At 68.6% G+C, this 22851-nt stretch carries 24 protein-coding genes and 1 pseudogene; 9 read left to right on the top strand and 16 right to left on the bottom strand.

Features of this window, described 5'->3' with window-relative positions; genetic code table 11:
- Positions 1-118: 118 nt before the first annotated feature.
- Positions 119-451 (top strand): thioredoxin, encoded by a 333-nt coding sequence (gene trxA / locus ACT53N_RS03980; protein ID WP_010921368.1) that lies wholly within the window; start codon positions 119-121, stop codon positions 449-451.
- Between the two features lie 62 nt (positions 452-513).
- Here trxA and ACT53N_RS03985 read toward each other — a convergent pair whose 3' ends face one another.
- The 8 genes and pseudogenes from ACT53N_RS03985 to ACT53N_RS04020 all read right to left on the bottom strand — a co-directional run bounded on the left by ACT53N_RS03985 (position 514) and on the right by ACT53N_RS04020 (position 9093).
- Positions 514-1827 (bottom strand): bifunctional folylpolyglutamate synthase/dihydrofolate synthase, encoded by a 1314-nt coding sequence (locus ACT53N_RS03985; RefSeq protein ID WP_476062691.1) that lies wholly within the window; start codon positions 1825-1827, stop codon positions 514-516.
- Positions 1828-1835: 8 nt separating this feature from the next.
- Positions 1836-2759, bottom strand: coding sequence for an acetyl-CoA carboxylase carboxyltransferase subunit beta (locus ACT53N_RS03990; protein ID WP_476062692.1), 924 nt, complete (start codon positions 2757-2759; stop codon positions 1836-1838).
- 12 nt (positions 2760-2771) lie between these two features.
- Positions 2772-3599, bottom strand: coding sequence for a tryptophan synthase subunit alpha (gene trpA / locus ACT53N_RS03995; RefSeq protein ID WP_476062693.1), 828 nt, complete (start codon positions 3597-3599; stop codon positions 2772-2774).
- Between the two features lie 12 nt (positions 3600-3611).
- On the bottom strand, positions 3612-4832 hold the full coding sequence (trpB, locus tag ACT53N_RS04000) for a tryptophan synthase subunit beta (protein ID WP_476062694.1): 1221 nt from the start codon (positions 4830-4832) through the stop codon (positions 3612-3614).
- A 22-nt stretch (positions 4833-4854) separates the two neighbouring features.
- Complete coding sequence (locus tag ACT53N_RS04005; RefSeq protein WP_476062695.1) at positions 4855-5514, bottom strand: phosphoribosylanthranilate isomerase; 660 nt, start codon at positions 5512-5514, stop codon at positions 4855-4857.
- 49 nt (positions 5515-5563) lie between these two features.
- A complete protein-coding gene (locus tag ACT53N_RS04010) occupies positions 5564-5833 on the bottom strand; it encodes an usg protein (RefSeq protein WP_310213670.1) in 270 nt (89 codons plus the stop codon).
- A gap of 544 nt (positions 5834-6377) precedes the next feature.
- Positions 6378-6590: pseudogene (locus ACT53N_RS04015) on the bottom strand (hypothetical protein); the annotation flags it as partial.
- A gap of 217 nt (positions 6591-6807) precedes the next feature.
- Positions 6808-9093 carry an NADP-dependent malic enzyme gene (locus ACT53N_RS04020; protein WP_476062696.1) on the bottom strand — a complete coding sequence of 762 codons (2286 nt, stop codon included), beginning with the start codon at positions 9091-9093 and terminating at the stop codon, positions 6808-6810.
- A gap of 254 nt (positions 9094-9347) precedes the next feature.
- Between ACT53N_RS04020 and dapB the strand changes: the two genes are divergently transcribed.
- The 4 genes from dapB to ACT53N_RS04040 are packed head-to-tail and all read left to right on the top strand — an operon-like array spanning position 9348 to position 14012.
- A complete protein-coding gene (dapB, locus tag ACT53N_RS04025; RefSeq protein WP_476062697.1) occupies positions 9348-10121 on the top strand; it encodes a 4-hydroxy-tetrahydrodipicolinate reductase in 774 nt (257 codons plus the stop codon).
- Between the two features lie 49 nt (positions 10122-10170).
- Positions 10171-13419, top strand: coding sequence for an intermembrane phospholipid transport protein YdbH family protein (locus ACT53N_RS04030; RefSeq protein ID WP_476062698.1), 3249 nt, complete (start codon positions 10171-10173; stop codon positions 13417-13419).
- 35 nt (positions 13420-13454) lie between these two features.
- Entirely contained in the window at positions 13455-13640 is a 186-nt protein-coding gene (locus ACT53N_RS04035) for a YnbE family lipoprotein (protein ID WP_024265977.1), read from the top strand.
- Positions 13641-13655: 15 nt separating this feature from the next.
- On the top strand, positions 13656-14012 hold the full coding sequence (locus ACT53N_RS04040; RefSeq protein ID WP_476062699.1) for a YdbL family probable chaperone protein: 357 nt from the start codon (positions 13656-13658) through the stop codon (positions 14010-14012).
- A 75-nt stretch (positions 14013-14087) separates the two neighbouring features.
- Here ACT53N_RS04040 and ACT53N_RS04045 read toward each other — a convergent pair whose 3' ends face one another.
- From ACT53N_RS04045 to ACT53N_RS04060, 4 genes are all read right to left on the bottom strand, one after another.
- Positions 14088-14351 (bottom strand): hypothetical protein, encoded by a 264-nt coding sequence (locus ACT53N_RS04045; RefSeq protein ID WP_476062700.1) that lies wholly within the window; start codon positions 14349-14351, stop codon positions 14088-14090.
- Between the two features lie 12 nt (positions 14352-14363).
- Positions 14364-14552, bottom strand: a complete 189-nt coding sequence (locus tag ACT53N_RS04050; protein WP_476062701.1) for a hypothetical protein — start codon at positions 14550-14552, stop codon at positions 14364-14366.
- A gap of 334 nt (positions 14553-14886) precedes the next feature.
- Positions 14887-15345, bottom strand: a complete 459-nt coding sequence (locus tag ACT53N_RS04055; RefSeq protein WP_476062702.1) for an OmpA family protein — start codon at positions 15343-15345, stop codon at positions 14887-14889.
- An 80-nt stretch (positions 15346-15425) separates the two neighbouring features.
- Positions 15426-15770: a YMGG-like glycine zipper-containing protein gene (locus ACT53N_RS04060; protein ID WP_476062703.1), complete on the bottom strand. Its 345-nt coding sequence runs from the start codon at positions 15768-15770 to the stop codon at positions 15426-15428.
- A 129-nt stretch (positions 15771-15899) separates the two neighbouring features.
- On the opposite strand from ACT53N_RS04060, the gene ACT53N_RS04065 reads away from it, so the two are divergent.
- Positions 15900-16751 carry a diacylglycerol/lipid kinase family protein gene (locus tag ACT53N_RS04065; RefSeq protein ID WP_476062704.1) on the top strand — a complete coding sequence of 284 codons (852 nt, stop codon included), beginning with the start codon at positions 15900-15902 and terminating at the stop codon, positions 16749-16751.
- Positions 16751-17539, top strand: coding sequence for a metallophosphoesterase family protein (locus tag ACT53N_RS04070; RefSeq protein WP_476062705.1), 789 nt, complete (start codon positions 16751-16753; stop codon positions 17537-17539). Before ACT53N_RS04065 ends, ACT53N_RS04070 begins: the two co-directional genes overlap by 1 nt.
- 42 nt (positions 17540-17581) lie before the next feature.
- On the opposite strand, the gene ACT53N_RS04075 is transcribed toward ACT53N_RS04070, so the two are convergent.
- The 3 genes from ACT53N_RS04075 to ACT53N_RS04085 form a co-directional block, all read right to left on the bottom strand.
- Positions 17582-18202 carry a superoxide dismutase gene (locus tag ACT53N_RS04075; RefSeq protein ID WP_476062706.1) on the bottom strand — a complete coding sequence of 207 codons (621 nt, stop codon included), beginning with the start codon at positions 18200-18202 and terminating at the stop codon, positions 17582-17584.
- Between the two features lie 216 nt (positions 18203-18418).
- Positions 18419-18820 carry a hypothetical protein gene (locus ACT53N_RS04080; RefSeq protein ID WP_476063385.1) on the bottom strand — a complete coding sequence of 134 codons (402 nt, stop codon included), beginning with the start codon at positions 18818-18820 and terminating at the stop codon, positions 18419-18421.
- Positions 18817-19161, bottom strand: a complete 345-nt coding sequence (locus ACT53N_RS04085; RefSeq protein ID WP_476062707.1) for a hypothetical protein — start codon at positions 19159-19161, stop codon at positions 18817-18819. Before ACT53N_RS04085 ends, ACT53N_RS04080 begins: the two co-directional genes overlap by 4 nt.
- Positions 19162-19327: 166 nt before the next feature.
- Here ACT53N_RS04085 and ACT53N_RS04090 point away from each other — a divergent pair, with 166 nt between their 5' ends.
- Together ACT53N_RS04090 and aac(6') are read left to right on the top strand one after the other, a co-directional pair.
- On the top strand, positions 19328-21163 hold the full coding sequence (locus ACT53N_RS04090; RefSeq protein WP_476062708.1) for an HWE histidine kinase domain-containing protein: 1836 nt from the start codon (positions 19328-19330) through the stop codon (positions 21161-21163).
- Positions 21164-21165: 2 nt separating this feature from the next.
- On the top strand, positions 21166-21609 hold the full coding sequence (gene aac(6') / locus ACT53N_RS04095; RefSeq protein WP_476062709.1) for an aminoglycoside 6'-N-acetyltransferase: 444 nt from the start codon (positions 21166-21168) through the stop codon (positions 21607-21609).
- 20 nt (positions 21610-21629) lie between these two features.
- On the opposite strand, the gene ACT53N_RS04100 is transcribed toward aac(6'), so the two are convergent.
- A complete protein-coding gene (locus ACT53N_RS04100; RefSeq protein ID WP_476062710.1) occupies positions 21630-22829 on the bottom strand; it encodes a CaiB/BaiF CoA transferase family protein in 1200 nt (399 codons plus the stop codon).
- Positions 22830-22851: the final 22 nt, after the last annotated feature.

The following is a 22851-nucleotide window of genomic DNA, read 5'->3' on the forward strand; positions in this document are numbered from 1 at the left end:
CCGCCCTGCTCGCGTGCTCCTACATCTTGATGCAAGTCTCCGGCACGATTCCGGAGTTGACCCCTTATCGCGTCCTCCGCGCCGGAAACGGCGGCGTGACGCCAGACTGGAGCAGACCATGAGCACCGTTGCGGTGACCGACGCCACCTTCGAAGCCGATGTCCTGAAGTCGAGCAAGCCCGTGCTCGTCGACTTCTGGGCTGAATGGTGCGGTCCGTGCAAGCAGATCGCTCCGGCGCTGGAGCAGCTGTCCGAAGAGCTGGCCGACGTCGTGACCATCGCCAAGGTCAATATCGAGGACAGCCCGACGACCCCGTCGCGTTACGGCGTGCGCGGCATCCCGACCATGATGCTGTTCCGCGATGGCCAGATGACCTCGATGAAGGTCGGCGCCATGCCCAAGCAGAAGATCCTGGAATGGCTGAACGAAGCCGGCGTCCAGGCGGCTTAGGCGCCCTCTTCCGCTGAGTTTGAAGCGCCCGTCCCAGTCCGTCCGGGGCGGGCGTTTTGCTGTCAGGTGGGCCAGGTCTCGGGGCTCAGCGCCAGGATCTCGCCAGCCAGATAGAGCGATCCGCAGATCAGGACGTGTGGCGCCGGATCGAGCTGAAGTGCGCGCTCAAGGGCCTCCTCGACGCTGTCGCAGGCGCAGGCTCGCAGGCCCGCCAGTTCGGCGGCGGCGGCCGTGTCCGCGGCGCTGGCCGCAGCATGGCCCTCGAAGGTCACGGTGAAGACCTTGGTCGCCACGCCCCGGAACGGGCCGAAGAAACCGACGGCGTCCTTGTTGGCCAAGAGGCCCGAGATCAGCGCCACCGGCCGGCCATCGCGGGCGGCGAGATCGGCGATGGCGCGGGCGACCGCCAAGCCGGCGTGCGGGTTGTGACCGCCGTCCAGCCAGAGATCCGCCCCGGCGACCTTGGCGCGCTCGGCCAGCGGACCCGCCGCCAGCCGCTGGAAGCGGGCCGGCCAGACGGTGGACTCCAGCCCCCCCGCCATGGCGGCCTCATCGATTCGCGAGTCGCCCAGGGCCAGCAGAGCGGCGACCGCCAGGCCGGCGTTGGCGAACTGGTGCTCGCCGGGCAGCGCCGGGCCGGGCAGATCCAGAAGCCGGTCCTGCATCTGGACCAGCAGGCGGCCACGCTCGCGCCAGGCGTCGAAGTCGCGGCCCATCAGGGTCAGCGGGACTCCGGCCCGATCGGCGGCGGCTTCGATGACGGGCTCGGCCTCTTCGTGTTGCTGCGCGGATACGACCGGTGCGCCCCGCTTGATGATTCCCGCCTTCTCGCCGGCGATCTGACCGATCGTGTTCCCGAGGAACTCGCGGTGATCAAGGTCCACCGGCGCGATCACGCTGACCTTCGGCGTGACGACATTGGTCGCATCCAGGATCCCGCCGAGCCCGACCTCGACGATGCAAAGATCGGCCGGAACCTCAGCGAAGGCGACGAAGGCTGCGGCCGTGGTGATCTCGAAGAAGGTGATCGGTTGGCCGGCGTTGGCCTGTTCGACGCGATCTAGCACGGCGGCGAGGTGATCGTCGGTGATCAGGGTTCCAGCCAGACGGATGCGCTCGGAAAAGCGCACCAGATGTGGCGAAGTGAAGACGTGGACGCTCAACCCCGCCGCCTCGGCCATGGCGCGGAGGAAGGCGACGGTCGAACCCTTGCCGTTGGTTCCAGCCACGTGGATGACCGGCGGCAGGCGATCCTGCGGGTCGCCCAGAGCGGCGCAAAGACGCCGCATCCGGTCCAGCGACAGGTCGATCAGCTTGGGATGCAGCGCCTGAAGCCGCGCGAGGGCGGCGTCATGGGCGCGGAGGTGGTCGGTCACGCCGAAGCTCAGGCCGCCTTGCGCTTGCGGCCCATCATCAGGGTGCCCAGCAGCGAGCCGAGAACCTCCGGCAGCTCCTTGCGGTGCGTGACGCGGTCGACCATGCCCTTCTCGACGAGGTACTCCGACCGCTGGAAGCCCGGCGGCAGGGTCTCACGGATGGTCTGCTCGATGACGCGGGGCCCCGCGAAGCCGATAAGGGCGCCCGGCTCGGCCAGGTGGATGTCGCCCAGCATGGCGTAGGAGGCGGTGACGCCGCCGGTAGTTGGGTCGGTTAGGACCACAACGTAGGGCAGCGCCGCGTCCTTCAGCTCGTTGATCGCGAGCGTGGTGCGAGCCATCTGCATCAGCGACAGCGCGCCTTCCTGCATGCGGGCGCCGCCGGCGGCGGTGAAGGCGATCAGCGGGACTTCACGCTCGAGGGCGGCCTTGGCGGCGGCGATGAAGCCCTCGCCGGCGGCCATGCCGAGCGACCCGCCCATGAAGGCGAAGTCCTGCACCAGCACCACGGCGTCGACGCCGCCGACCTTGCCGTAGCCGATGGCCATGGCGTCCGGTTCACCGGTCGCCTTGCGGGCTGCAATCAGGCGGTCCTTGTAGGGCTTTCCGTCCGAGAACTTCAGCGGATCCTCGACGACCGGCGGAGTCGGCAGGGCCTCGTACTGGCCCTCGTCAAAGGTGAACTTGAAGCGGGCTTCCGGCCCAATCCGCATGTGGCGACCGGCCGGCGTGACCCACAGGGCCGCCTCCAGGTCGGAGCGGAAGATCATCTCGCCCGTATCGGGGCACTTGACCCAGAGGTTCTCAGGCGTCTCGCGCTTGGCGAACGCGCCGCGCACGCCAGGCGCGATCCGTGACAGCCAGCCGCCGCCCCGGCGCTCCGCTGTTTTCTTGTCGCCCTTTTTCGGGTCCTGGGGTTCAGCCATAGCCATAGCCTTAAAGCCTCACTTCGTCCCGACTCGCGCCGATCGCACAGCCTTAGCCAGCTCCGACGCTTTTAGAAGAACCTTCTCGGTCACGTTTTCGTTCAACTGCGCCGCCGACTCGATTTCATCCACAAGCGCGGAGCCCACGACGGCCGCGTCGGCGACCTTGGCCACCGCTGCGGCCTGGTCCGGCGTGCGGATGCCAAAGCCCACAGCGACCGGCAGGCCCGAGGCCTTGCGCAGCCGCTCGACGGCGGGCGCCACATCGGCCGCGTCGGCCGACTTCACGCCGGTCACCCCGGCGACCGAGACGTAGTAAACGAAGCCCGAGGTCCGGCGCACCACCATTGGCAGGCGGCCGTCATCGGTGGTCGGTGCCGCCAGGCGGATCAGCGCGATACCCTCGGCCTCCAGCGCGTCCGACAGCGGATCGGCTTCTTCCGGCGGGCAGTCGACGATGATCAGGCCATCGACCCCGGCCTTGGCGGCGAGCGCTGCGAAGGTCTCGAAGCCCTTGTTCAACACAGGATTGAGATAACCCATCAGGATGACCGGGGTGTCCTGGTCTCCTTCCCGGAAGGCGGCCACCAGGTCCAGCGTCCCCTGCAGGGTCATGCCGGACTTCAGGCCCCGCTGGGCGGCGCGCTGGATGGTCGGTCCTTCCGCCATCGGATCTGAGAAGGGAAAGCCCAGCTCGATCAGGTCGGCGCCCGCGGCGGGCAGGCCCCTGAGCACATCAAGGGTCGTGGCCGCGCCAGGATCGCCGGCCATGACATAGGTCACGAAGCCGGCGCGGTTCTCGGCCTTAAGCGCCGCGAAACGGCGGTCAATACGGTCTTTGGTCACGCGAGGTCGGTCCTAGATCTTGCGCCCGAGGGCTTCGGCCACCGTGAAGATGTCCTTGTCGCCGCGACCGCAGAGATTCATCACCACGATCTTGCCCTTGCCCAGCTCCCGGGCGATCTCGCCGACCCGGGCCAGGGCGTGGGCCGGCTCCAGCGCCGGGATGATGCCTTCGAGCGTCGAGCACAGCTTGAAGGCCTCCAGGGCCTCGGTGTCCGTGGTCGAGACATATTCGGCGCGGCCGATCTCGTGCAGGAACGAGTGCTCGGGGCCGATGCCCGGATAGTCGAGGCCGGCCGAGATCGAGTGGGCGTCGATGATCTGGCCGTCGTCGTCCTGCAGCAGATAGGTGCGGTTGCCGTGCAGCACGCCCGGACGGCCGCCGGTCAGCGAGGCGGCGTGCTTGTCGGTCGAGACGCCGTGGCCGGCCGCCTCGACGCCGATCAGGCGCACGCCCTCGTCGCCCAGGAACGGGTGGAACAGGCCAATGGCGTTGGAGCCGCCGCCGATGCAGGCGACCACCGCGTCAGGCAGGCGGCCTTCCATCTCGAGGATCTGCTCGCGCGCCTCGGCGCCGATCACGCTCTGGAAGTCGCGGACCATCACCGGATAGGGGTGCGGACCGGCGGCCGTGCCGATCAGGTAGTAGGTGTCATGCACGTTGGTGACCCAGTCGCGCATCGCCTCGTTCATGGCGTCCTTCAGCGTGCCCGTGCCCGAGCTCACCGGGCGGACTTCGGCGCCCAGCAGGTTCATGCGGAACACGTTCGGCTTCTGACGCTCGACGTCGGTGGCGCCCATATAGACGACGCAGGGCAGGCCAAAGCGGGCGCAGACCGTGGCGGTGGCCACGCCGTGCTGGCCAGCGCCGGTCTCGGCGATGATCCGGGTCTTGCCCATGCGCATGGCCAGCAGGATCTGGCCCAGAGCGTTGTTGATCTTGTGCGAGCCGGTGTGGTTCAGCTCGTCGCGCTTGAAATAGATCTTGGCCCCGCCGAAGTGCTCGGTCAGGCGCTCGGCGAAATAGAGCGGGCTGGGCCGGCCGGCATAGTGGGTGTTGTAGCTTTTCAGCTGCGCCTGGAATTCCGGGTCGGCCTTGGCGTCGGCATAGGCCTTGCCCAGGTCCAGGACCAGCGGCATCAGGGTCTCGGCGACATAGCGGCCGCCGAACCCGCCAAAGCGGCCCTCCGCGTCGGGATAGGCCGAATAGTCATTGGGTTTCGCAGGAGCGTTCACGAGAGCTTCCGAGCTGGGCTGTTCAGTCTTGGGCGCGTTTGACGGCGTCGAGAAACGCCGTGATCAGAGCCGGGTCCTTTAGGCCGGGACCACGCTCCACGCCAGAAGAAACGTCCACCAGGGGCGTTCCGGAGGTCCTGATGGCCTCGCGAACGCTCCACGGGTCGAGCCCGCCGGCCAGGAAATGCGGCCGCGAAAAGCGCCGGCCGGCCAACAGGCCCCAGTCGAAACGCGCGCCGGTGCCGCCGGGCAACACCGATCCCTCCACGGGCTTTGCGTCAAACATCAGGTGCTCTGCGACGCCGTCGAAAGCGGCCGCCTGGTCGACATCCGCCGACGATGAGACCGAGAACGCCTTGATCACCCCGACCCCGGCCCGGGCGGCGATCTCGCGAACCCGCGAGGGCGTTTCCTTGCCGTGGACCTGGATCAGGTCGGGCCGCGTCGTCGCCATCAGGCGGTCGATCAGCGCGTCGTCCGGATCGACCGTGACCGCCACGGTCCGCACGCCGCGGCCGCGAACCGGCTCAATGAGCCGCGCGGCGACCTCGGGCGCGACGTTGCGCGGGCTCTTGTCGAAGAAGACGAAACCCAGGAACGCAGCGCCCCCGTCGAAGGCGGCCTTCACCGTCTCGGGCGTCGACAGTCCGCAGATCTTGGCCCCATGGGCTGACAGGCTCATCGTGCGGGGAGTTACGGGCGGGGAAGCCGCCGCGCAACCCCGGCGATGCTCATTGCAGCGTGAAGACCCCGTTCACGGCCCGCCATTCGCGAGGACTGATCAGCCGGTTATGCGCGATCCGCACCGAATGCAGCACCCCGTCCAGCTCCTTGGCCCAGAAGTCCAGGAACCCCTTCAGGGTCGGGAATTTCGGAGCCAGATCATACTCCTGCCAGACATAGAGCTGCAGCAGAGCGGGGTGGTCAGGCAGGTGGTAGTGAATTTCGGCCGTGGTCAGGCCGTAGCCCATCATCTGCAGCTCGAACGCCTTACTCGCCATCGAAGAGCCTCCGACAAACGTTCCGACGCAAGAAGATTTGGCCGACTTGGCGAGTCGCTCAAGAGGCGCGTTGTCGCGGGTTGCGGCGTAGCGCCCCCTCCGTCACGCGGCTGCGCCGCGCGCCACCTCCCCCGTTGCACGGGTGAGGAGGGTTATCTGTCATCCTCCCCCGCGTGCGGGGGAGGTGGATCGGCGCGGATACGCGACGAGACGGAGGGGGCGTTCTGGACGCATTTCATCGGCCTCACGCGATCGCTCGCTGAAGTTCATGGGGAGGCGACGGAGCGGCCGGGCGAACCCGGAGACCGTGAGTTTGTGTTTGCGTTTCGGCTCGACTGTCCGCTCCGCCAGGTTGTTCTTGCCCGTGAGGATGGGGGGCGTGAGCGTCTTTCAGCTCGGGACCCCAGGAGCCCCCGGACGGGCGCGGACCAACTGGAGCGGCGACTTCCGTGTCCAGCCCGACGATCCACGATAGGCGGCTTGTACGATCACCACCCTGTCGCTCCGCGCTCGTCTCTCCACGGCTTCTTCCGAGATCCCGGATCTATCCAACGAACAGACCCCGGTCGAAACCGCTTCGAGACCACGCGGCCCCGCTCAACCTAGCCCCGCCGCCGTGACTCCTTGCGAGAGACCGGTCTGCAAGCAGACCGTTGGGCCGGATCCAAACGCCCTCCCCCGCGACGGGGATGGCTATGATTGTGCAGCAGGATTTAGCGCCGGGGACAAGTTGGCGCGTAAAAGTGAGAAGCGGTTGAAATCATTGATCTCAGCCCCGCCAATTCCGAGCGTTCACGGCGCCCAATTCCCTCTCCCAGAGGGAGAGGGTGGCCGCGAAGCGGTCGGGAGAGGGGTTTCAAAGCCGCCGCCCTGCCGGCGCGCCCGGGCCAAGGCCGTACGCCCTCTCCCCGGCCCTCTCCCGCTGGGAGAGGGAGTCGCGTCGCGTTTGCTTCTCAGCAGAGGGAGTTTGACCCTTACCCCTCGCCGTCGTCCACCGGCTGATCGTAGGCCGCCATCATGGCCATGTTCAGGATCTTGGACACCGAGGCCGACAGCGGCGCGATCTGCACCGACTTGGAGAGACCCAGCAGCACCGGGCCGATCACCGTGGCGCCGCCCAGCGACTGGACCAGCTTGGTCGAGATCGAGGCGGCGTGGATGGCCGGCATGATCAGAACATTGGCGCTGTCTGTCAGGCGCATGAACGGATAGTTCGCGCGCTTTTCCGGATCGAGCGCCAGCTCGGGCGGCATTTCGCCCTCGTACTCGAAGTCGACATCCATCTCGTCGAGCATGGCGACGGCCTCGCGCACTTTCTCCGAGCGCAGGCCCATCGGATTGCCAAAGGTCGAATAGCTCATGAAGGCCACGCGTGGCTTGAAGCCCAGGCGGCGGACGGCGCGGGCCGCCTCGCAGGCGATCTCGACCAGTTCTTCGGCCTCGGGCAGCTCGGTGACGTTGGTGTCGGCGACGAACAGGGTGTGGCCCTTTGCCAGCACCACCGACATGCCCATGATCCGGCCGCCGGGCGCGGGATCGACCACACGCAGCACCTCTTCCAGCGCCTGGTCGAAGCTGCGGGTGACGCCGGTGACCATGCCGTCGGCCTCGCCCAGGGTGACCATTGAGGCGGCGAAGCTGTTGCGGTCCTGGTTGATCAGGCGCTGGACGTCGCGCTTCAGATAGCCCTGGCGTTGCAGGCGGGCGTAGAGTGCGTCGACATAGTCCGGATTGCGGTCGGACAGACGGGCGTTGATGATCTCCAGCCCCGCCGCGTCGGGGTCCAGACCCACCAGCTTCATGTTCTCGTGCACGAGGTTCTCGCGACCGCACAGGATCGCCTTGCCGAACCCGCCGCTCTGATAGGCGTAGGCCGCCCGGATGACGCTGGGGTCCTCACCCTCGGCGAAGACGATGCGCTTGGGATTGGCCAGCACAGAGCCGGAAATCTTCTGCAGGAAGCCAGCGGTCGGATCCAGGCGCTGGGCCAGACTGGCGCGATAGGCGTCCATGTCGGCGATCGGCTTGCGGGCAACGCCGGTGTCCATCGCCGCCTGGGCGACGAACGGCGGCACGTACCAGATCAGGCGTGGGTCGAAGGCCGACGGGATGATGTAGTCGGGGCCAAACTTCAGCTGACGGCCATGATAGGCGGCGGCCACCTCGTCCGGCACGTCCTCGCGGGCCAGCATGGCCAGGGCCTGGGCGCAGGCGATCTTCATCTCGTGGTTCACGCGGCGGGCCCGCACGTCCAGCGCGCCGCGGAAGATGTAGGGGAAGCCCAGGACGTTGTTGACCTGGTTGGGATAGTCGCTGCGGCCCGTGCCCATGATCGCGTCCTTTCGGACCCGCTTGACCTCTTCGGGCGTGATCTCCGGATCGGGATTGGCCATAGCGAAGATGACCGGATTGGGGGCCATCGAAGCGATCATCTCAGGCGTGAAGGCGCCCTTGGCCGACAGACCCAAGAGAACGTCGGCGCCGACCACGGCTTCAGCCAGGGTGCGCTTGTCGGTCTCGACCGCGTGGGCGCTCTTCCACTGGTTCATGCCCTCGGTGCGGCCGCGATAGAGCACGCCCTTGGAGTCGACGGCGATGCAGTTCTCGGCCCGCACGCCCATGGCCTTGATCAGCTCCAGCGAGGCGATGCCGGCCGCGCCGGGGCCGTTGAGCACGACCTTCACGTCCTCGATCTTCTTGCCGGTGATGTGGCAGGCGTTGATCAGGCCGGCCGCGCAGATGATCGCCGTGCCGTGCTGGTCGTCGTGGAACACCGGGATGTCGAGCAGCTCCTGCAGCTCGGTCTCGATGCGGAAGCACTCGGGGCTCTTGATGTCCTCCAGATTGATGCCGCCGAAGGTGACGCCGATGTTCTTGACCACCGTGATGATCTCGTCGGGATCCTTGGTGGTCACCTCGATGTCGATCGAGTCGACGTCGCCGAAGCGCTTGAAGAGGACGCTCTTGCCTTCCATCACCGGCTTGGAGGCCAGGGCCCCCAGATCGCCCAGGCCCAGGATCGCGGTGCCGTTCGAGATCACCGCCACCAAGTTGCCCTTGGAGGTGTACTCGTAGGCCATGTCCGGATCGGCGGCGATGGCGTGGACGGGCACGGCGACGCCGGGCGAATAGGCCAGGCTCAGGTCGCGCTGGGTGGCCATAGGCTTGGTCGGCACGATAGCGATCTTGCCGGGGGTGGGGTGACGGTGGAAGGCCAGGGCCTCCGCGTCCGTGAAGGTCTTGCGTTCCGCGTCGCTCATCCGGCGTTCCCCATTCCTGCTGCGCAAGTTGATCAAGGGGGCGCGCCGATCGTTGCGGACACGCCCTTATATGTCCGCACCGTAACGAGGGGGGACGGACCTCACAACCGGGTCGGATCGGGAAAATCCCCGCAAACGCTTGTTGGACTTGGCGTTGCGTCAAGCCCGGCGCCGTTACGGAAGGCCGCGTGAGGTTGACCTGAAGGGGCGGAACGGGTGATTTGCCGCAGGTCTGTTTTCTCCTGGAGCCCGCCTTGTCCCAGCCCGTGAAGATCGCGATCGCCGGCGCCAACGGCCGCATGGGTCGCGCCGTCGCCCAGGCGCTGGAGGGACGCGCTGACGCCGTAGTCGCCGCCCGCTTTGAGCGTCCCGGCGTCGAGGGCGAGGGCCTGGTCGCGCGCGAGGTCGCCCTGGCCGCCGCCGAGGCGGTGATCGACTTCACCTTGCCCGAGGCCTCGGTCGCCCTGGCCGAAGAAGCCGCCGCCAACGGCGGCCCGGCCCTGGTGATCGGCTCGACCGGGTTTTCGGATGAGCAACTGGTGCGCATCGACGCGCTCGCCAAGACCATCCCGATCGTCCGCTCGGGCAACTATTCGCTGGGGGTCAACATGCTGATGGGCCTGGTGCGTCAGGCCGCCGCCACCCTGCCTGCGCAGGACTGGGACATCGAGGTTTATGAGGCCCACCATAAGCGCAAGGTCGACTCGCCGTCGGGCACGGCCCTGATGCTGGGCGAAGCCGCCGCGCAGGGTCGCGGGGTCAAGCTCGCCGAAGTGGCTGACCGGGGCCGCGACGGCGTGACCGGTCCCCGCAAGGATGGCGACATCGGCTTCTCGGTGGTGCGCGGCGGCGGGATCATCGGCGAGCACAGCGTGATCTTCGCCGGCGAAAGCGAGAGCCTGACCCTGTCGCACTCAGCCATCGACCGGGGCCTGTTCGCCCGCGGGGCCATCGCCGCCGCCGTCTGGGTCAAGAACAAGCCGCCCGGCCTCTATGACATGCAGGACGTGCTGGGCTTCAAGAAATAGGGATCCAAAGCTTGGCCGGGGGCTTTGTTAGGACACCAGACGCCAGGACGTGATGGCTGAACCCTCGATCGACCCGACGCCAGACACCGCGCCCTCGCCGCCCGCCGCGGCCGCACGCCGGCGCGCGCGCCTTGTCGATCTGGGCCTGGAGGCGGTTTCGCTGTCGATGATGGCGTTCATCGCGACGGGCCTCGTCGTCTGGTCGGGCCGGCGCGAGATCAGTCGCGATCTGGCCGAGTCCTGGCTAAGGGAGCGCGGGATCGAGGCGGCCGTCGAGCTTGAGGATGTCGACGCCACCGGCTTCGTCGGCAAGGTGCGGCTGGGTCCGCGCCAGGCGCCGATCTTCGCCGCCGACCGGCTGGAGGTCGCCTACGACCTGTCCACGCCCTGGAGCGGGGGCGCGTTTGGACTCCAGACCAAGGCCGTGCGCCTGGTGCGGCCGCGCATCGCCGCCTCCCTCAACGACAAGGGCCTGCGGCTGGGCGCGTTGCAGCCGCTGATCGATGAGGCGCTGAAAGCGCCGCGGCGCCCCGATGTCCCGAGCCCGACAGTGCTGGTGGAGGGGGCGCGACTGGATCTGACCACCCCTGGTGGTCGCGTACGGATCAGCGGCGACGCCAGCCTCGACAACGGCCAGCTGCTGCGCCTCGACGCGCATCTGGCGCCGCTGCGCTACGCGGTCCAAGATCTGGCGATCGACGCCAAGGGCGCGACCGTCATCGCTCGAAAGCGCGGCGATCGGCTGACGGTCGACGTCACCCTGGCGCTGAACAGCCTGGAGTCCTCAGCGGCCGATCTGGCGGAAACGACCGCCCAGCTCAGCGCCGACCTGCCCTACCCGGATCTCGTCCGCATGACGGCGCGTGGTCCGCTGGCGGCCCAGCTGGCGTTGCGCGCCACCAGCGCGCGGCTCAGCGAAAGCCAGATCGAAAGCCTGGCCGCCAACCTCGATTGGAACGGAAGCCTGGACGGCGGGCCGCAGGACTTCGCCTTCATGGGCAAGGGCCGCGCGGGCTTGCGTGGCGAGCGGCTTTACGCCCCGTCGCTGCAGGCGCGGGACATCACCCTGGCTCTGAAGCTCGCTCGCGTGGTGGGCGGGCGTCGTGATGGCCGGCTGAGCCTGCGCGGCGCGACCACCGCCGAACTGGGCGCGGGACAGGCTATCGCGGCCGGCGCGGCGGTACGGAACCTGAGCGGCCTGGCGGCGTCGGACAACCTCTCCCTGGTCGCGGACCCGCAAGGCGCGCGCCTCGACGGCCCGCTGACGATCGAGACCCGCGCCGAGCGGCTGGCCATGGGCGCGCTGGCGCTGGCGTCGGCGCGCCTGACCGCTGGCGGCCGGATCGGCCAGAACGCCCGGGGCCTGACGCTCAGCCTGGCGGGCGCGGCTTCGGGCGAAAGCGGGATCTCCGGACCGGACGCGGACCGGCTGGCGGCCCTGATCCCCAACCCCGCCTATGGCCCAGCGCTCAGCCGGGCGCTGCGGTCCTTCACGCTGGCCGCGCCAGGGCTTGGCCTCGAGATCGCGGGCGGTCGCACGCGGGTGGCCCTGTCGCGGGAGGCGCACCTGACAGCTCCGAACGGCGTCGTCCTGACCGCCGCCGCGCCGAACGGCGTGCTCGTGGACGCCGGGCCAAACGGCGCGCGCGGCGCTCTGCGCGCGGCGCTGTCGGGCGGCGGCCTGCCGACGGTGCGTCTGGCGGCTAGCGACTGGCGGGCGGCGGGCGGCGTCGTGACGTCACCGCTGTCCATCGCCACGGAGGGCTTTGACCTGCCGCCGATCCAGGGCGTCACCGGTCAGATCGACGGCCAGGCGCGGATCGCGGGCGGGCGCTTCACCCTGGTCACGCGTCAATGCGCGCCGATCGCAGCCAAGGCCTATGTGCTGGGTGAAAGCCCTGTGACCGACCTCAAGGCGATGGTCTGTCCGAGCGCCGCGCCGCTCGTGGCCGCCGGGCCGGACGGCTGGAGCGCGGCGTTGCGCTTCAAGGACGGCGAAGGCGACCTGGCCACCGCTCAGGCCCGCCTGCAGACGATCCAGGGCGAGGCCTCGCTGGGCGGAGCGGGCGGCTTCGAACGGGCCGAGGTGCGGATCGACAGCGCCGCTGTCGCCGACGCGGCCACCGAGCGCCGCTTCAACCCAATCCTCGCCAAGGGACGCCTTGGCTTGTCGGGCGGCCTCTGGACCGGCGGCTTCCAGGCCACGACGCCCGTCGGCGCGCCTTTGGGCGAGATCCGCCTGCGCCATGTGGTGGCCACCGGCAACGGCCGGGCCGATATCGACGCCTCAAAACTGGCTTTCGCGCCGGGCGGCCTGCAGCCGTCGGAGCTGTCGCCGATGGCCGCTTTCGCCCGCGAGGCCAAAGGCCCCGCCAGCTTCACCGGCGTCTTCGCCTGGGATCCGGACGGCGCGACCAGCCAGGGACGCCTGGTCGCCGACAAGATCGACTTCACCAGCCCGATCGGCTTCGTCGCCACCCTGGACGGCGCGATCGACTTCACCAGCCTCGCCCCCCTGGCCAGCGCGCCCGGTCAGACAATGCGGGTGGTGAAGATCGACTCGCTGGTGCCGCTCACCGGCGTCGAGTCGGTGTTCCAGCTCGGCGCGGAGATTCTGCATGTCTCCAAGGCGACGTTTGAGGCCGCCAAGGGGCGGGTGTCGATCGAGCCGATCGACGTGCCCTTGGGGGCGGACAAGACCATCAAGGGTGCGGTCGTCATTGAGCATCTGGACCTCGGCGAACTGATCGCCGCCTCGTCGCTGGCCGATCGCATCAGGATCGACGCCGTCGTCGACGGCCGCCTGCCCTTCACCTTCGGACCCGAGGGCCTGCGGTTCCAGAACGGCCAGGTGCGGGCGATCCAGCCCGGGCGATTGGAGATCGCCCGCACCGCCCTCTCCGACGTCGCCGCCAGCCCCGCTGACGCGCCGGGCGCGCCACCGACCCAGCCTCCCGGTCAGGTCAATGCGATCCAGGACTTCGCCTATCAGGCCATGGAGAACCTCGCGTTCGAACAGCTGGAGGCCGGGGTCAACAGCACCGACAACGGTCGTTTGGGCATCCTCTTCCATGTGAAAGGCCAGCACGCCCCCAAGGTGGCCGAGAAGGCCAAGGTCGGCATTCTCGACCTGCTGCGCGGCCGCGCGTTCGACAAGCGCATCGCCCTGCCGGCCAAGACGCCCGTCGACCTGACCCTCGACACGTCGCTGAACTTCGACGAGCTTCTCGACGCTTGGCGGCGTTCGTTCGCCGGCGAGGATTCTGCCCCGCCCCGTTCAGGTCCGGTTCAACCGTGACCCGTCATCCTGCCCACGAACTGGAGACCAGACGCATGAGAAAGCGCGCCCTCTTGATGGCCCTGATCGCGACGGGAGCGCTCGGCGCGGCCGCCTGCACGCCCACCGTTCGCGTCAAGGTCGATCCGATCAACATCTACGCCAAGCTGGACGCCGACGTGCGCGTGCGGCTGGACAAGGAAGTCCAGTCGCTGATCCAGCAGAACCCCAACCTGTTCTAAGCAAGGAGGACCGACATGATCCGCAAGACGATGACGGTTCTGGCTTTGGGCCTGGCGATGACCGCCGCCGGCGCGGGCCTGGCCATGGCGCAATCGGCCGCCGCCAAGGCGACCGTCGACGCCGCCAAGACGGCGGGAACCGTGGGCGAGCAGGCCGACGGCTATCTCGGCATCGTGGCTGGCGGCGACGCCGCGCTGCGCGCCGCCGTGGCCGAGATCAACACCGGCCGGGCCGCCGCCTACAAGGACATCGCCGCCAAGACCGGCGTAACCGCCGAGGCCGCCGGCCAGGCCACCGCCAAGCAGCTCTACGCCCGCCTCGCGCCTGGCCAGTACTGGAAGCCGCTCGACGGCGGCTGGATCAAGAAATAGCCGGCTGACGTTTCGGCCAAGAAGAAGGGCGGCCTCTTTGCGGAGACCGCCCTTCTTTTCTGTCTTGGGCCCCGCTTACGGCGTCTGCCGCGCGGGCGAGGGCTGGGTGTCATAACGCTCAGCCTCCGCCGGTGTCTGAACGCCGTTGTTGACCTCCACCGCCGCCAGATCGTCGGCGCGGTAGCTCCAGGCGCCGAACAGGGCGATCGCCGCCAACACGGTGGAGACGATCAGGACCCAGAAGATATGCTTGCCCCAGCGGCCTTGGCGCGCGCGCGTAGCGTTCAGGCGCGGGGCCGGCTCGTTCGGGGCGGTATGGTGGTGAATATCGGCGGGCATGACTGCGACCTCCTAGGGTGTCCACATGGGGATGGCGTCCGCGCGCTGATGATTGTGGAAGGCCTGCACCGTCCCGGCTGAGGCTCCCACCACGGCGATCACGACGAGAGCCATGATCCGCGAACGGGTTCTTTTTTGACGCTGGCTTGGCGTCGAAACGAAAACTGTACCGCCATGCTCGGCCACATAGGTGCGGATCACGACGCTGCTCCCCTGCCAGGCGGACCCGGTGTCCGCCCTGCAATTTCAACGTCTTGCGCCTGAGGCCGTTCCGTCGAACGGCGGTGAACGGCCGATCAGAAAAATTTCACCTCGGCCGGGAACCAACCCCACGCTGGATCGTTTTTGAATTGCGAAGGCGGCGACGCCCCCCCGACTTGAGATCAGCGAAAGCTGGTCGGCCGCCTTCGCACCCCCCTTTGTTGATGCGAACTCCAGGCGGGCCGGCTTGTCGGACCGCCTTTCTTCGTTTGGTCCTAGTGGCGCTCCGATACTGCACTGGCGCATGAGGCGCGAGCGCCACAGCCCGCGCCCGTCAGCGGGGCGCGAGATCGAACAGAACGTCTGCGCGCCGTCGCAGGGGAGCAGCGGCTCCATACGCGGAAATCGAGCCCGCATCGCCGACCGCAGCCAGATCGACATCCACCTTTTTGAAGCCGGCGCGGCCCAGCGCCTGAGACACCGCCTCGGCCCGACGGCGCGATAGCGCGAGATTGGCGGCGGGCGCGCCCACAGCGTCAGCCAACCCCACAACACGGACCGAACGCACGACGCAGTCTTGCGCCTGCGCGCTGGCGTTCCTGAGGACCGTCCGCGCCTCCCGGGTGAGCGCAGCGCTGTCGCGGTCGAAATAGATCGAGGCCTGGAAGCCCGTGCACGCCGACGGGGTCACCGTTACCGGCTTTCGCAAAACGCGGAAGGGCCCATCGGTTTGGGCGCATCCCGCCGTCGCCAAAAGTGCGCCGCTGAAGATCACGGTTCTTAGGGTCTTCATGCCAACCTCCTTGGAGATCCCCGTATGAGAAAGGCGACCGGCTGGGCCGATCGCCTTCACACAGAACTCTGACGCCGCAATCAGGAGCGGGGCGCGCCGTTCTCCCAGTAGTACCGACCGCTGCCGGCGTCGTAGTAGTAGTATCGGCCCGCGCGCTCGTCGTAGTACTGGCGACGGTTGACGTTGGCCGCACCGCAGCCGCCATCCTCGCGACAGCCCTTCACGGCGCCCGCCGTGCCACCTATCGCCGCGCCAACCGCCGCGCCGGTGCTGGCGCTGCCGCCGCCAACATTGTTGCCGATCACCGCGCCGGCGATCGCGCCCAGCGCTGCGCCGCCAGCGGCGTTCCGTTCCACGTTACCCGTCGAGGTGCATGCCGCGGCGAGCACACCCACGCCCATCAGGGCGATCATGGTCATCTTCATCTTGGCTCTCCGTTTCGAGCTGTCCCAGGCCAGCTAACGGCTCCGACGGGTGGGGGTTCCGCGCCACAAGCGGAACCATGGGCGGATCGAGCCGTTGCGTGGCGTGGGTTTTCATGAGGGGGTGTGCGCATGAAGCGCATCGACGTCGTCGCCAACATCGCCTCGGGCTCGGTCGGACCCGACGCCCCCGAGATCGCCGAACGTCTGCTCGCCGAATACGGCGTGACCGGCGTCGTCCACGCTCCAGCGCCGGGCGAGCTGATCGATTGCCTCAGGACGGTGATCGATGGAGCTCCGGATGCGGTTCTGGTCCTGGCGGGTGATGGCACAGCGCGCGCCGCTGCGGAGATGGCGGGCGCCGATGGCCCGATGATCGCGCCGTTGCCGGGCGGAACCATGAACATGCTGCCGCATGCGCTCTATGGCGAGCGCCCCTGGCAGGAGGTCATGGGCGATTGTCTGGGCGACGGTGAGGCGCGGGCTATCTCCGGCGGCGAGGTGGGCGGACGCCTGTTCTTCGTGGCCGCCATCCTCGGCAGCCCGGCCCTCTGGGCGACGGCGCGCGAAGCCGCCCGCGAGGGGCGCATCGACCTGGCGATCGCTCGCGCCCGCCGCGCTCTCCGCCGCGCCTTCTCCGGCCGCCTGCGCTATGCGCTGGACGGTCGCCCCAGGGGCAAGGCCGAAGCCCTGACGTTTCTGTGCCCGCTGGTGTCCAGCGCGCTCGACGCCGAGGAGCAGGCGCTGGAGGCCGCCGCCCTTGACCCCAGCGGCGCGGTGGAGGTGTTCCGCCTGGGCATGAACGCCGCTTTTGGCCAATGGCGCGAGGACCCCTCGGTGTCGGTCGGCCGTTGCCGGTCGGGCCAGATCTGGGCCAATGGGCGAATCCCGGCCATTCTGGACGGCGAGCCCGCGCGCCTCGACCCAGAGACCTCGATCCGCTTCCGGCCAGAAGCCTTTCGCGCGCTGGTTCCGGCCAACTGATGAAGCTGGTCCAGCTTTCCGATATCCATTTCGGCGGCGAGAACGTCGAGGCCGTGGCCGCCGCCGGCGCCTGGATCCGAGCGGCCGCCCCCGATCTGGTCGTGGTGGCGGGGGATATCACCTTGGATGGCAAGGCGGGCGAGTTCGATGCTGCGGCCGCGTGGCTGGACACCTTGCCTCGGCCCATGGTCCTGACGCCGGGCAATCATGACACGCCGTTCGTTGGGCCCGGCGAGCTGTGGGAACGATTCACCCACCCCTGGCGACGCTTTTCCGACCGCTTCGGCGCGGAGGACGGCGCGCGCTGGAGCGGCGCTGGAGTGACGCTCACGACGCTGAACACCGCCCGCGCCGCCCAGCTGCGCTGGAACTGGTCAAAGGGCGCGGTGGCGAGACATCAGATCCGACGCGTGGTGCGTGAGCTGGAAGCCGCGCCGGCCAGCGACCTGCGCGTGGTGGTCTGTCACCATCCGCTGATGGAGATTCTGGGCGGGCCGATGACGGCCCGCGTGCGCGGCGGCGTGGATGCGGCCAATCGGTTTGTCGGGGCCGGCGCGGATGTGATCCTCTCGGGACACATCCATCTGCCGTTCGTTACGGCGCTGCCGTTCGGAGACGGACGAACCCAGGCGATTGGGTCAGGCACCCTGTCTCACCGCGAGCGGGGCGCTGCGCCGGGATTCAACGTTATCGAGGTCGAACCCGGCTGCGTGCGCGTGACGGCCATGGCCTATGCGCACGGCCATTTCGAGGCTTGGCGGACTTGGGCGATCGATCGCCGACCATGAGGACTGCGGCGGCGCGAACACGCTCGCGCCGCCATTGTCCGGTCAGGTCGGCGCCGGATAGGCCCAGCCCTGCGCGCCCGACTTGGCGGCCGCGTACTGGCTGTCAGCCAGGGTCCAGTTGATCAGGTTGTCGAAGACGGCTTCGAGGAAGCCCTTCCGCAGGTTCTGGTAGTCCAGGTAGTAGGCGTGCTCCCAGACGTCGGCGACGACCAGGGCCGTCAGGCCTTCCGTGACGGGGCTCTCGGCGTCGTGGGTCGAGATGACCTTCAGGGCGCCCGAGGCGTCCGAGACCAGCCACACCCAGCCCGAGCCGAAGTGACCGATACCCTCGGCGACGAACTTTTCCTTCAGCGCGTCCAAGCCGCCGAAGGTGGCGTCGATGGCGGCGGCCAGCTCGGCGCCCGGCGCGGTCTTGGTCGGCGACAGGCCGTCCCAGAAGAAGGCGTGGTTCCAGGCCTGGGCGGCGTTGTTGAACACCTTGCCGGGGCCGGCGCCCTTGATGACCGCTTCCAGCGAGCCCTTATCGTCGCCGTTCAGCAGGCCGTTGAGGGCCGTGACGTAGGCGGCGTGGTGCTTGTCGTGGTGGAAGCGCAGCGTGTTGGCCGAGATGGTCGGCTCCAGCGCGTCATAGGCGTAGGGCAGGTCGGGAAGCGTGTACGGCATGTTCACTCCATGGGAAGGCGTTCCCATGAAGGGAGGAGCGGGAACGCGCGGGAAGGCATCTAGTGCGCGCAGGCGCGAAGCGTAAGCGGCTCCGTGGTCCCGAACGCTCAACTTTAGTTGAGAAATACCCTTGAAAAGCTGGGGTTTCCGCCGCCAGACGGATCAGAGCCGCACCGCCGGGACGGGCCCGGGGCGCGCGTCTCACGGCGCCTCAGCTCAGCGTTGCGGCGGCTTGGGGTCGAGGAAGGCCTTGGCCACGGTGGCCGTCAGGCCGGGGTTCTTCAGGGCGAAGATCCCTGCGGCTAGGCCCAGGCCGATCGACATGATCGGCCGCTCACGGACGATCTCGACGATCTTGCCGGTCATGTCGAAGCCGGCCGGCGGCGGGGCCTGGTTGCTGGCGGCGCGATGGCTCTCGACCTTCCGCGCGGCGATCATGCCGGCGATGGCCACGATCAGCGCGGCCACGGCGGCGACAATGGCCGCAGCGCCCGCCGGAGTCACCAACGGAACCAGCAACGCATACAGCGCAAAGGCGGCGGAGACGACGCTGACCGCAGCGGCGGCGGCGATCGCCGCGGCCGCCGCCAGCGTCATCAGGGTTTTTTCGAACATCAGCGGTTGTGACGGCTGCCGCCGGCGATCAGCAGGCCGATCAGCACGCCGACGCCAAGGCCCGCGAGGGTGGCGGTGATCGGACGCTCGCGGATACGCTCGGCGGCGTAGGCTTGCGCCTCTTCCAGGGTCTGGCCGGCGGTGTCGGTGTAGGCGCGGCTCTGAGCGCGCAGGGTTTCGAACCCTTCCGATACCGACTTCTCCACCCGCTTGGCCGCTTCGGTCAGCGAGACGCGGGCCGCGTCGGCGGCTTGCGTGAAGCTGCGCTCGGCGTGCTCGACCGCCTCAAGGGTCGCGGTCTTGGCCTTGGCGGCTTCCTTGGCGGCGGGGGAACTGGCGGGCATAGGTCTTCTCTCCTGTTCGCGACGCGACCGACCGGGCGCTGATGATGCGCCCCGTCAACGCCGAGCTTGGCGCTAGGGTTCCAAGTTAGCGCAACGCCCCAAGCTTCACCACTGAGGAATCCCAAAGGCGCTCGCGCTACACGCGAAGCGGGGCTAAGGTCGAATCATGGACGACGCCCAGAGACCCAGCGACGATCGCCTGGAAGCCGAGCGCCTTGAGGCTGTGCGAGGTCTGGGCGTCATGGACGGTGCGGTCAACGGTCCAGCCTTGTCGCGCTTGGTCCGGCTTGCGACGCGGCTGTTCGACGCCCCCAAGGCCGCGATCGTGTTGGTGGACAAGACGCGCATCTGGCGCGCGGCCTATATCGGCTACGCCGGACCGGAAAGCCCCCGGGAGAACGACCTGGCGCACAAGGTTGTCAGCGCCAACGCCCCCGTCGACCTGGGGGTTCCGATCCGCGACTCAGACGGCCGGCCTCTCGGCGCCTTGGTTGTGGAAGGTCCGGGTATGGGCGGGCCGGCTTCAGAAGACGATCTGCAGGCCCTGACCGACCTCGCCGCCCTCGCGACCGAGGCCCTCTGCGGCCCCTGCGCCAAGCCGACGCTGGAGAGCGAACGCTTGGACTTGGCCATCGCCGCCGCCAGCCTGGGCGAGTTCGAGTGGTGCATCCCGACCAACACCTTCAGGATCAGCTCGCGCCTGGCCAAGCTCTCGGGCATTCCTGAAGGTGAGTTGGACAGCCAGGACGGCGACGCGCTCTACCAGTACATCCATCCCGAAGACCGTCCGGCGGCGCGCGCCAGCGTCGACCGACAACTGGCCGAAAGCGGCCGCTTCACCATTGAGTACCGTCGCGCACCGCACGAGGGCGCGGGCGAGACCTGGAACAGCGCGGCCGGCGTCATGCTGATGGGCCTAGACGGCCAGCCCACGCGATTGATCGGCGTGGTACAGGACATCACCCCTCGAAAGCTGCAGGAAGAGCAGCGGGAGAGCCTGGTCGCCGAGCTGGATCACCGCATCAAGAACCTGTTGGCCGTCGTCCAGTCGGTGGCGGCGCAATCCGCCCGCAAGTCCGCTTCGCTGGACGTGTTCCTCAAGACCTTCGCCGCGCGCCTGAAGTCTATGAGCTCCGCGCACGACCTGCTCAGCGCCGCGCGCTGGCGGGGAGCGACCCTGGCGCGGATCGCCGCCGCCGAACTGGGGGGACTGGCGCCGACCCAGACGCGTTGGGATGGGCCCGAGCTGTTCCTGACACCGCGCGCCGCCGCCGCCCTATCGCTGGCGCTGCATGAGCTGGCGGTCAACGCCGTCCGCTACGGCTCGCTGTCCACCGAGAACGGCAAGGTCGAGGTGGTCTGGCGGCGCACGCCCGACGGCGGCTTCGCCCTGGAATGGCTGGAGACCGGCGGTCCGCCCGCCAACGCCCCGGCCACCAAGGGTTTCGGCGCCACCCTGATCGAGGACGTCGCCGGCCGCGAGCTGGGCGGCTCGGCCAAGATCAACTACCGCCCGGGCGGTGTCACCGCGATGATCCAGGGCGCCGCCGAGGCCCTGGCCGACGCGCCGCCGGTCGAGCCGGTCAGCGTCGCGCCTGAGCGCATCGTGGAGACCGTCGTCGCCGCCGATGAGACCGTGCGCCCCGGCGCCATCGCGGGCCTCAAGGTGCTGATTGTCGAAGACTCCCTGCTGCTGGCCCTGGAGCTGGAGGCGGGGCTGGAGGACGCCGGCGTCGAAGTGATCGGCTGCGCCGCCGAGTTGGGCGAAGCGCTGGCGATGGTCGAGCAAGACTTCGACGTGGCGGTGCTGGACGCCGACCTGAACGGTCAGTCCGTCGCCCCGGTAGCCGAAATTCTGCGCTCGATGGGCCGCCCGTTCGTCTTCGCCACCGGCTACGCTGACAAGGCCGCGCCAATGGGTTTTGACGCGCCGATCGTGCGTAAGCCCTACAATGTGCACCAGATCGCCCGGGCCGTGGCGGGGGTCACCGGACGCGTCTGATCATGCTGATACGCCGCGCCGCGCCACGAGACCTTGAGGCCTGGGCCGTCCTGCGTTTCGCCCTGTGGCCCGACGGAACGCTTGATGATCATCGTGCGGAGATCGCGGAGGCGCTCGCAGCCGAGAATGATCTCGTCGCCTATGTCGCCGAGGCGGCCGATGGTCGACTCGTCGGCTTCGCCGAAGCCGCCTTACGCCACGACTACGTCAACGGTTGCGATAGCTCGCCAGTGGCGTTCGTCGAAGGCCTGTATGTGGACCCGGATCATCGGCTGGCCGAGGTCGCGCGCCGACTGTGCGACGCTGTCGCGGACTGGGGCCGCGGACGGGGCTGCACGGAGCTCGCCTCCGACGCCGACATCGACAATGTGACGAGCCACGCCTTCCACCAGGCCATCGGCTTTGAGGAAACCGAACGCGTCGTCTATTTCCGGAAAGCGCTCTGAAGCGGCGCGCCTGGTGCTCGTCAGCCTAGGACGCCAGCCGTTCGCAAGGTTGCGATCGCTTCGGCGCTCATGCCGATGACGTCAGCGAGAACCGCGTCGGTATGCTCGCCCAGGGCGGGGCCCGGCCAGCGCACTCCGCCCGGCGTGTCGGTGAGTCTCGGGAAGGCGTTCTGCATCTTGACCGCGCCGAACACTGGATGCGGCACCGCCACGATCGACTCCCGCGCCGCGTACTGAGGGTCCGTCAGCATGTCGGGCGCGCGATAGATGCGGCCGGTCGCCAGACCTGCGGCCTCGAGCTTCGGCAGCAGATCCTCGATCTCCTGATCGGCGGTCCAGGATGCGATGCGGGCGTCGAGCTCAGCCTGATGCGCACCGCGCGCGGCGTGGTCGCAGTAGCGCGGATCATCGGCCAGGTCCGGCCGCCCCATCAGCTCGCACAGGCGGCGGAACAGGGTGTCCTGGTTGGCGCCGATAAGCACCAGCTCACCGCTCCTGGTCGGATAGACGTTGGACGGGGCGATCCCGGGCAGCACTGCGCCCGACCGCTCGCGGACATAGCCGGTCAGGTCGTACTCGGTGACCAGGTTCTCCATCACCGTCAGCACGCTTTCATAGATGGCGGTGTCGACCACCTGCCCCCGGCCTGTGCGCTGGCGGGCGTGGAGAGCCATCATCACGCCCAGGGCCGTGTTCAGACCCGACAGGCTGTCGCCGATCGAGATGCCCGCGCGCGCAGGCGGACGATCGGGCTCGCCGGTGATGTGGCGCAGGCCGCCCATCGCCTCGCCGACCAGAGCGTAACCTGCGCGGCTGGCATAGGGTCCCGTCTGGCCAAACCCTGACACCCGCGCCATCACCAGGCCCGGATTGGTCTTGGACAGGGCCTCGTAGCCCATGCCCCATTTCTCCAGCGTGCCGGGACGGAAGTTCTCGACCACGACGTCGGCCTTGGCGATCAGGGCTCGCGCGATATCGCGGCCTTCCTCGGTGCGCAGATCCACCGTGACGGACTTCTTGTTGCGGCCGATCACCGGCCACCAGGGCGACAGACCCTTGGGCTTGGAGCGCCCCCATTGGCGCATCGGATCGCCGACCTTGGGATCCTCCAGCTTGATCACCTCGGCGCCGAAGTCGCCCAAGACCTGACCGCAGAAGGGGCCGGCGATCAGCGAGCCCATCTCGATCACCCGCAACCCGGTCAACGGACCCTGGCCCATACGAATTTACCCCAAGCTTGAG

The organism is Caulobacter sp. DMC95 (assembly GCF_056313785.1).

Excerpts from the sequence above, each read along its gene's own strand:
- trxA (WP_010921368.1), top strand. The coding sequence starts at position 119 with ATGAGCACCGTTGCGGTGACCGACGCCACCTTCGAAGCCGATGTCCTG.
- ACT53N_RS03990 (WP_476062692.1), bottom strand. The coding sequence starts at position 2,759 with ATGGCTATGGCTGAACCCCAGGACCCGAAAAAGGGCGACAAGAAAACA.
- ACT53N_RS04005 (WP_476062695.1), bottom strand. The coding sequence starts at position 5,514 with ATGAGCCTGTCAGCCCATGGGGCCAAGATCTGCGGACTGTCGACGCCC.
- ACT53N_RS04010 (WP_310213670.1), bottom strand. The coding sequence starts at position 5,833 with ATGGCGAGTAAGGCGTTCGAGCTGCAGATGATGGGCTACGGCCTGACC.
- ACT53N_RS04020 (WP_476062696.1), bottom strand. The coding sequence starts at position 9,093 with ATGAGCGACGCGGAACGCAAGACCTTCACGGACGCGGAGGCCCTGGCC.
- ACT53N_RS04035 (WP_024265977.1), top strand. The coding sequence starts at position 13,455 with ATGAGAAAGCGCGCCCTCTTGATGGCCCTGATCGCGACGGGAGCGCTC.
- ACT53N_RS04040 (WP_476062699.1), top strand. The coding sequence starts at position 13,656 with ATGATCCGCAAGACGATGACGGTTCTGGCTTTGGGCCTGGCGATGACC.
- ACT53N_RS04045 (WP_476062700.1), bottom strand. The coding sequence starts at position 14,351 with ATGCCCGCCGATATTCACCACCATACCGCCCCGAACGAGCCGGCCCCG.
- ACT53N_RS04055 (WP_476062702.1), bottom strand. The coding sequence starts at position 15,345 with ATGAAGACCCTAAGAACCGTGATCTTCAGCGGCGCACTTTTGGCGACG.
- ACT53N_RS04060 (WP_476062703.1), bottom strand. The coding sequence starts at position 15,770 with ATGAAGATGACCATGATCGCCCTGATGGGCGTGGGTGTGCTCGCCGCG.
- ACT53N_RS04065 (WP_476062704.1), top strand. The coding sequence starts at position 15,900 with ATGAAGCGCATCGACGTCGTCGCCAACATCGCCTCGGGCTCGGTCGGA.
- ACT53N_RS04070 (WP_476062705.1), top strand. The coding sequence starts at position 16,751 with ATGAAGCTGGTCCAGCTTTCCGATATCCATTTCGGCGGCGAGAACGTC.
- ACT53N_RS04075 (WP_476062706.1), bottom strand. The coding sequence starts at position 18,202 with ATGCCGTACACGCTTCCCGACCTGCCCTACGCCTATGACGCGCTGGAG.
- ACT53N_RS04085 (WP_476062707.1), bottom strand. The coding sequence starts at position 19,161 with ATGCCCGCCAGTTCCCCCGCCGCCAAGGAAGCCGCCAAGGCCAAGACC.
- ACT53N_RS04090 (WP_476062708.1), top strand. The coding sequence starts at position 19,328 with ATGGACGACGCCCAGAGACCCAGCGACGATCGCCTGGAAGCCGAGCGC.
- ACT53N_RS04100 (WP_476062710.1), bottom strand. The coding sequence starts at position 22,829 with ATGGGCCAGGGTCCGTTGACCGGGTTGCGGGTGATCGAGATGGGCTCG.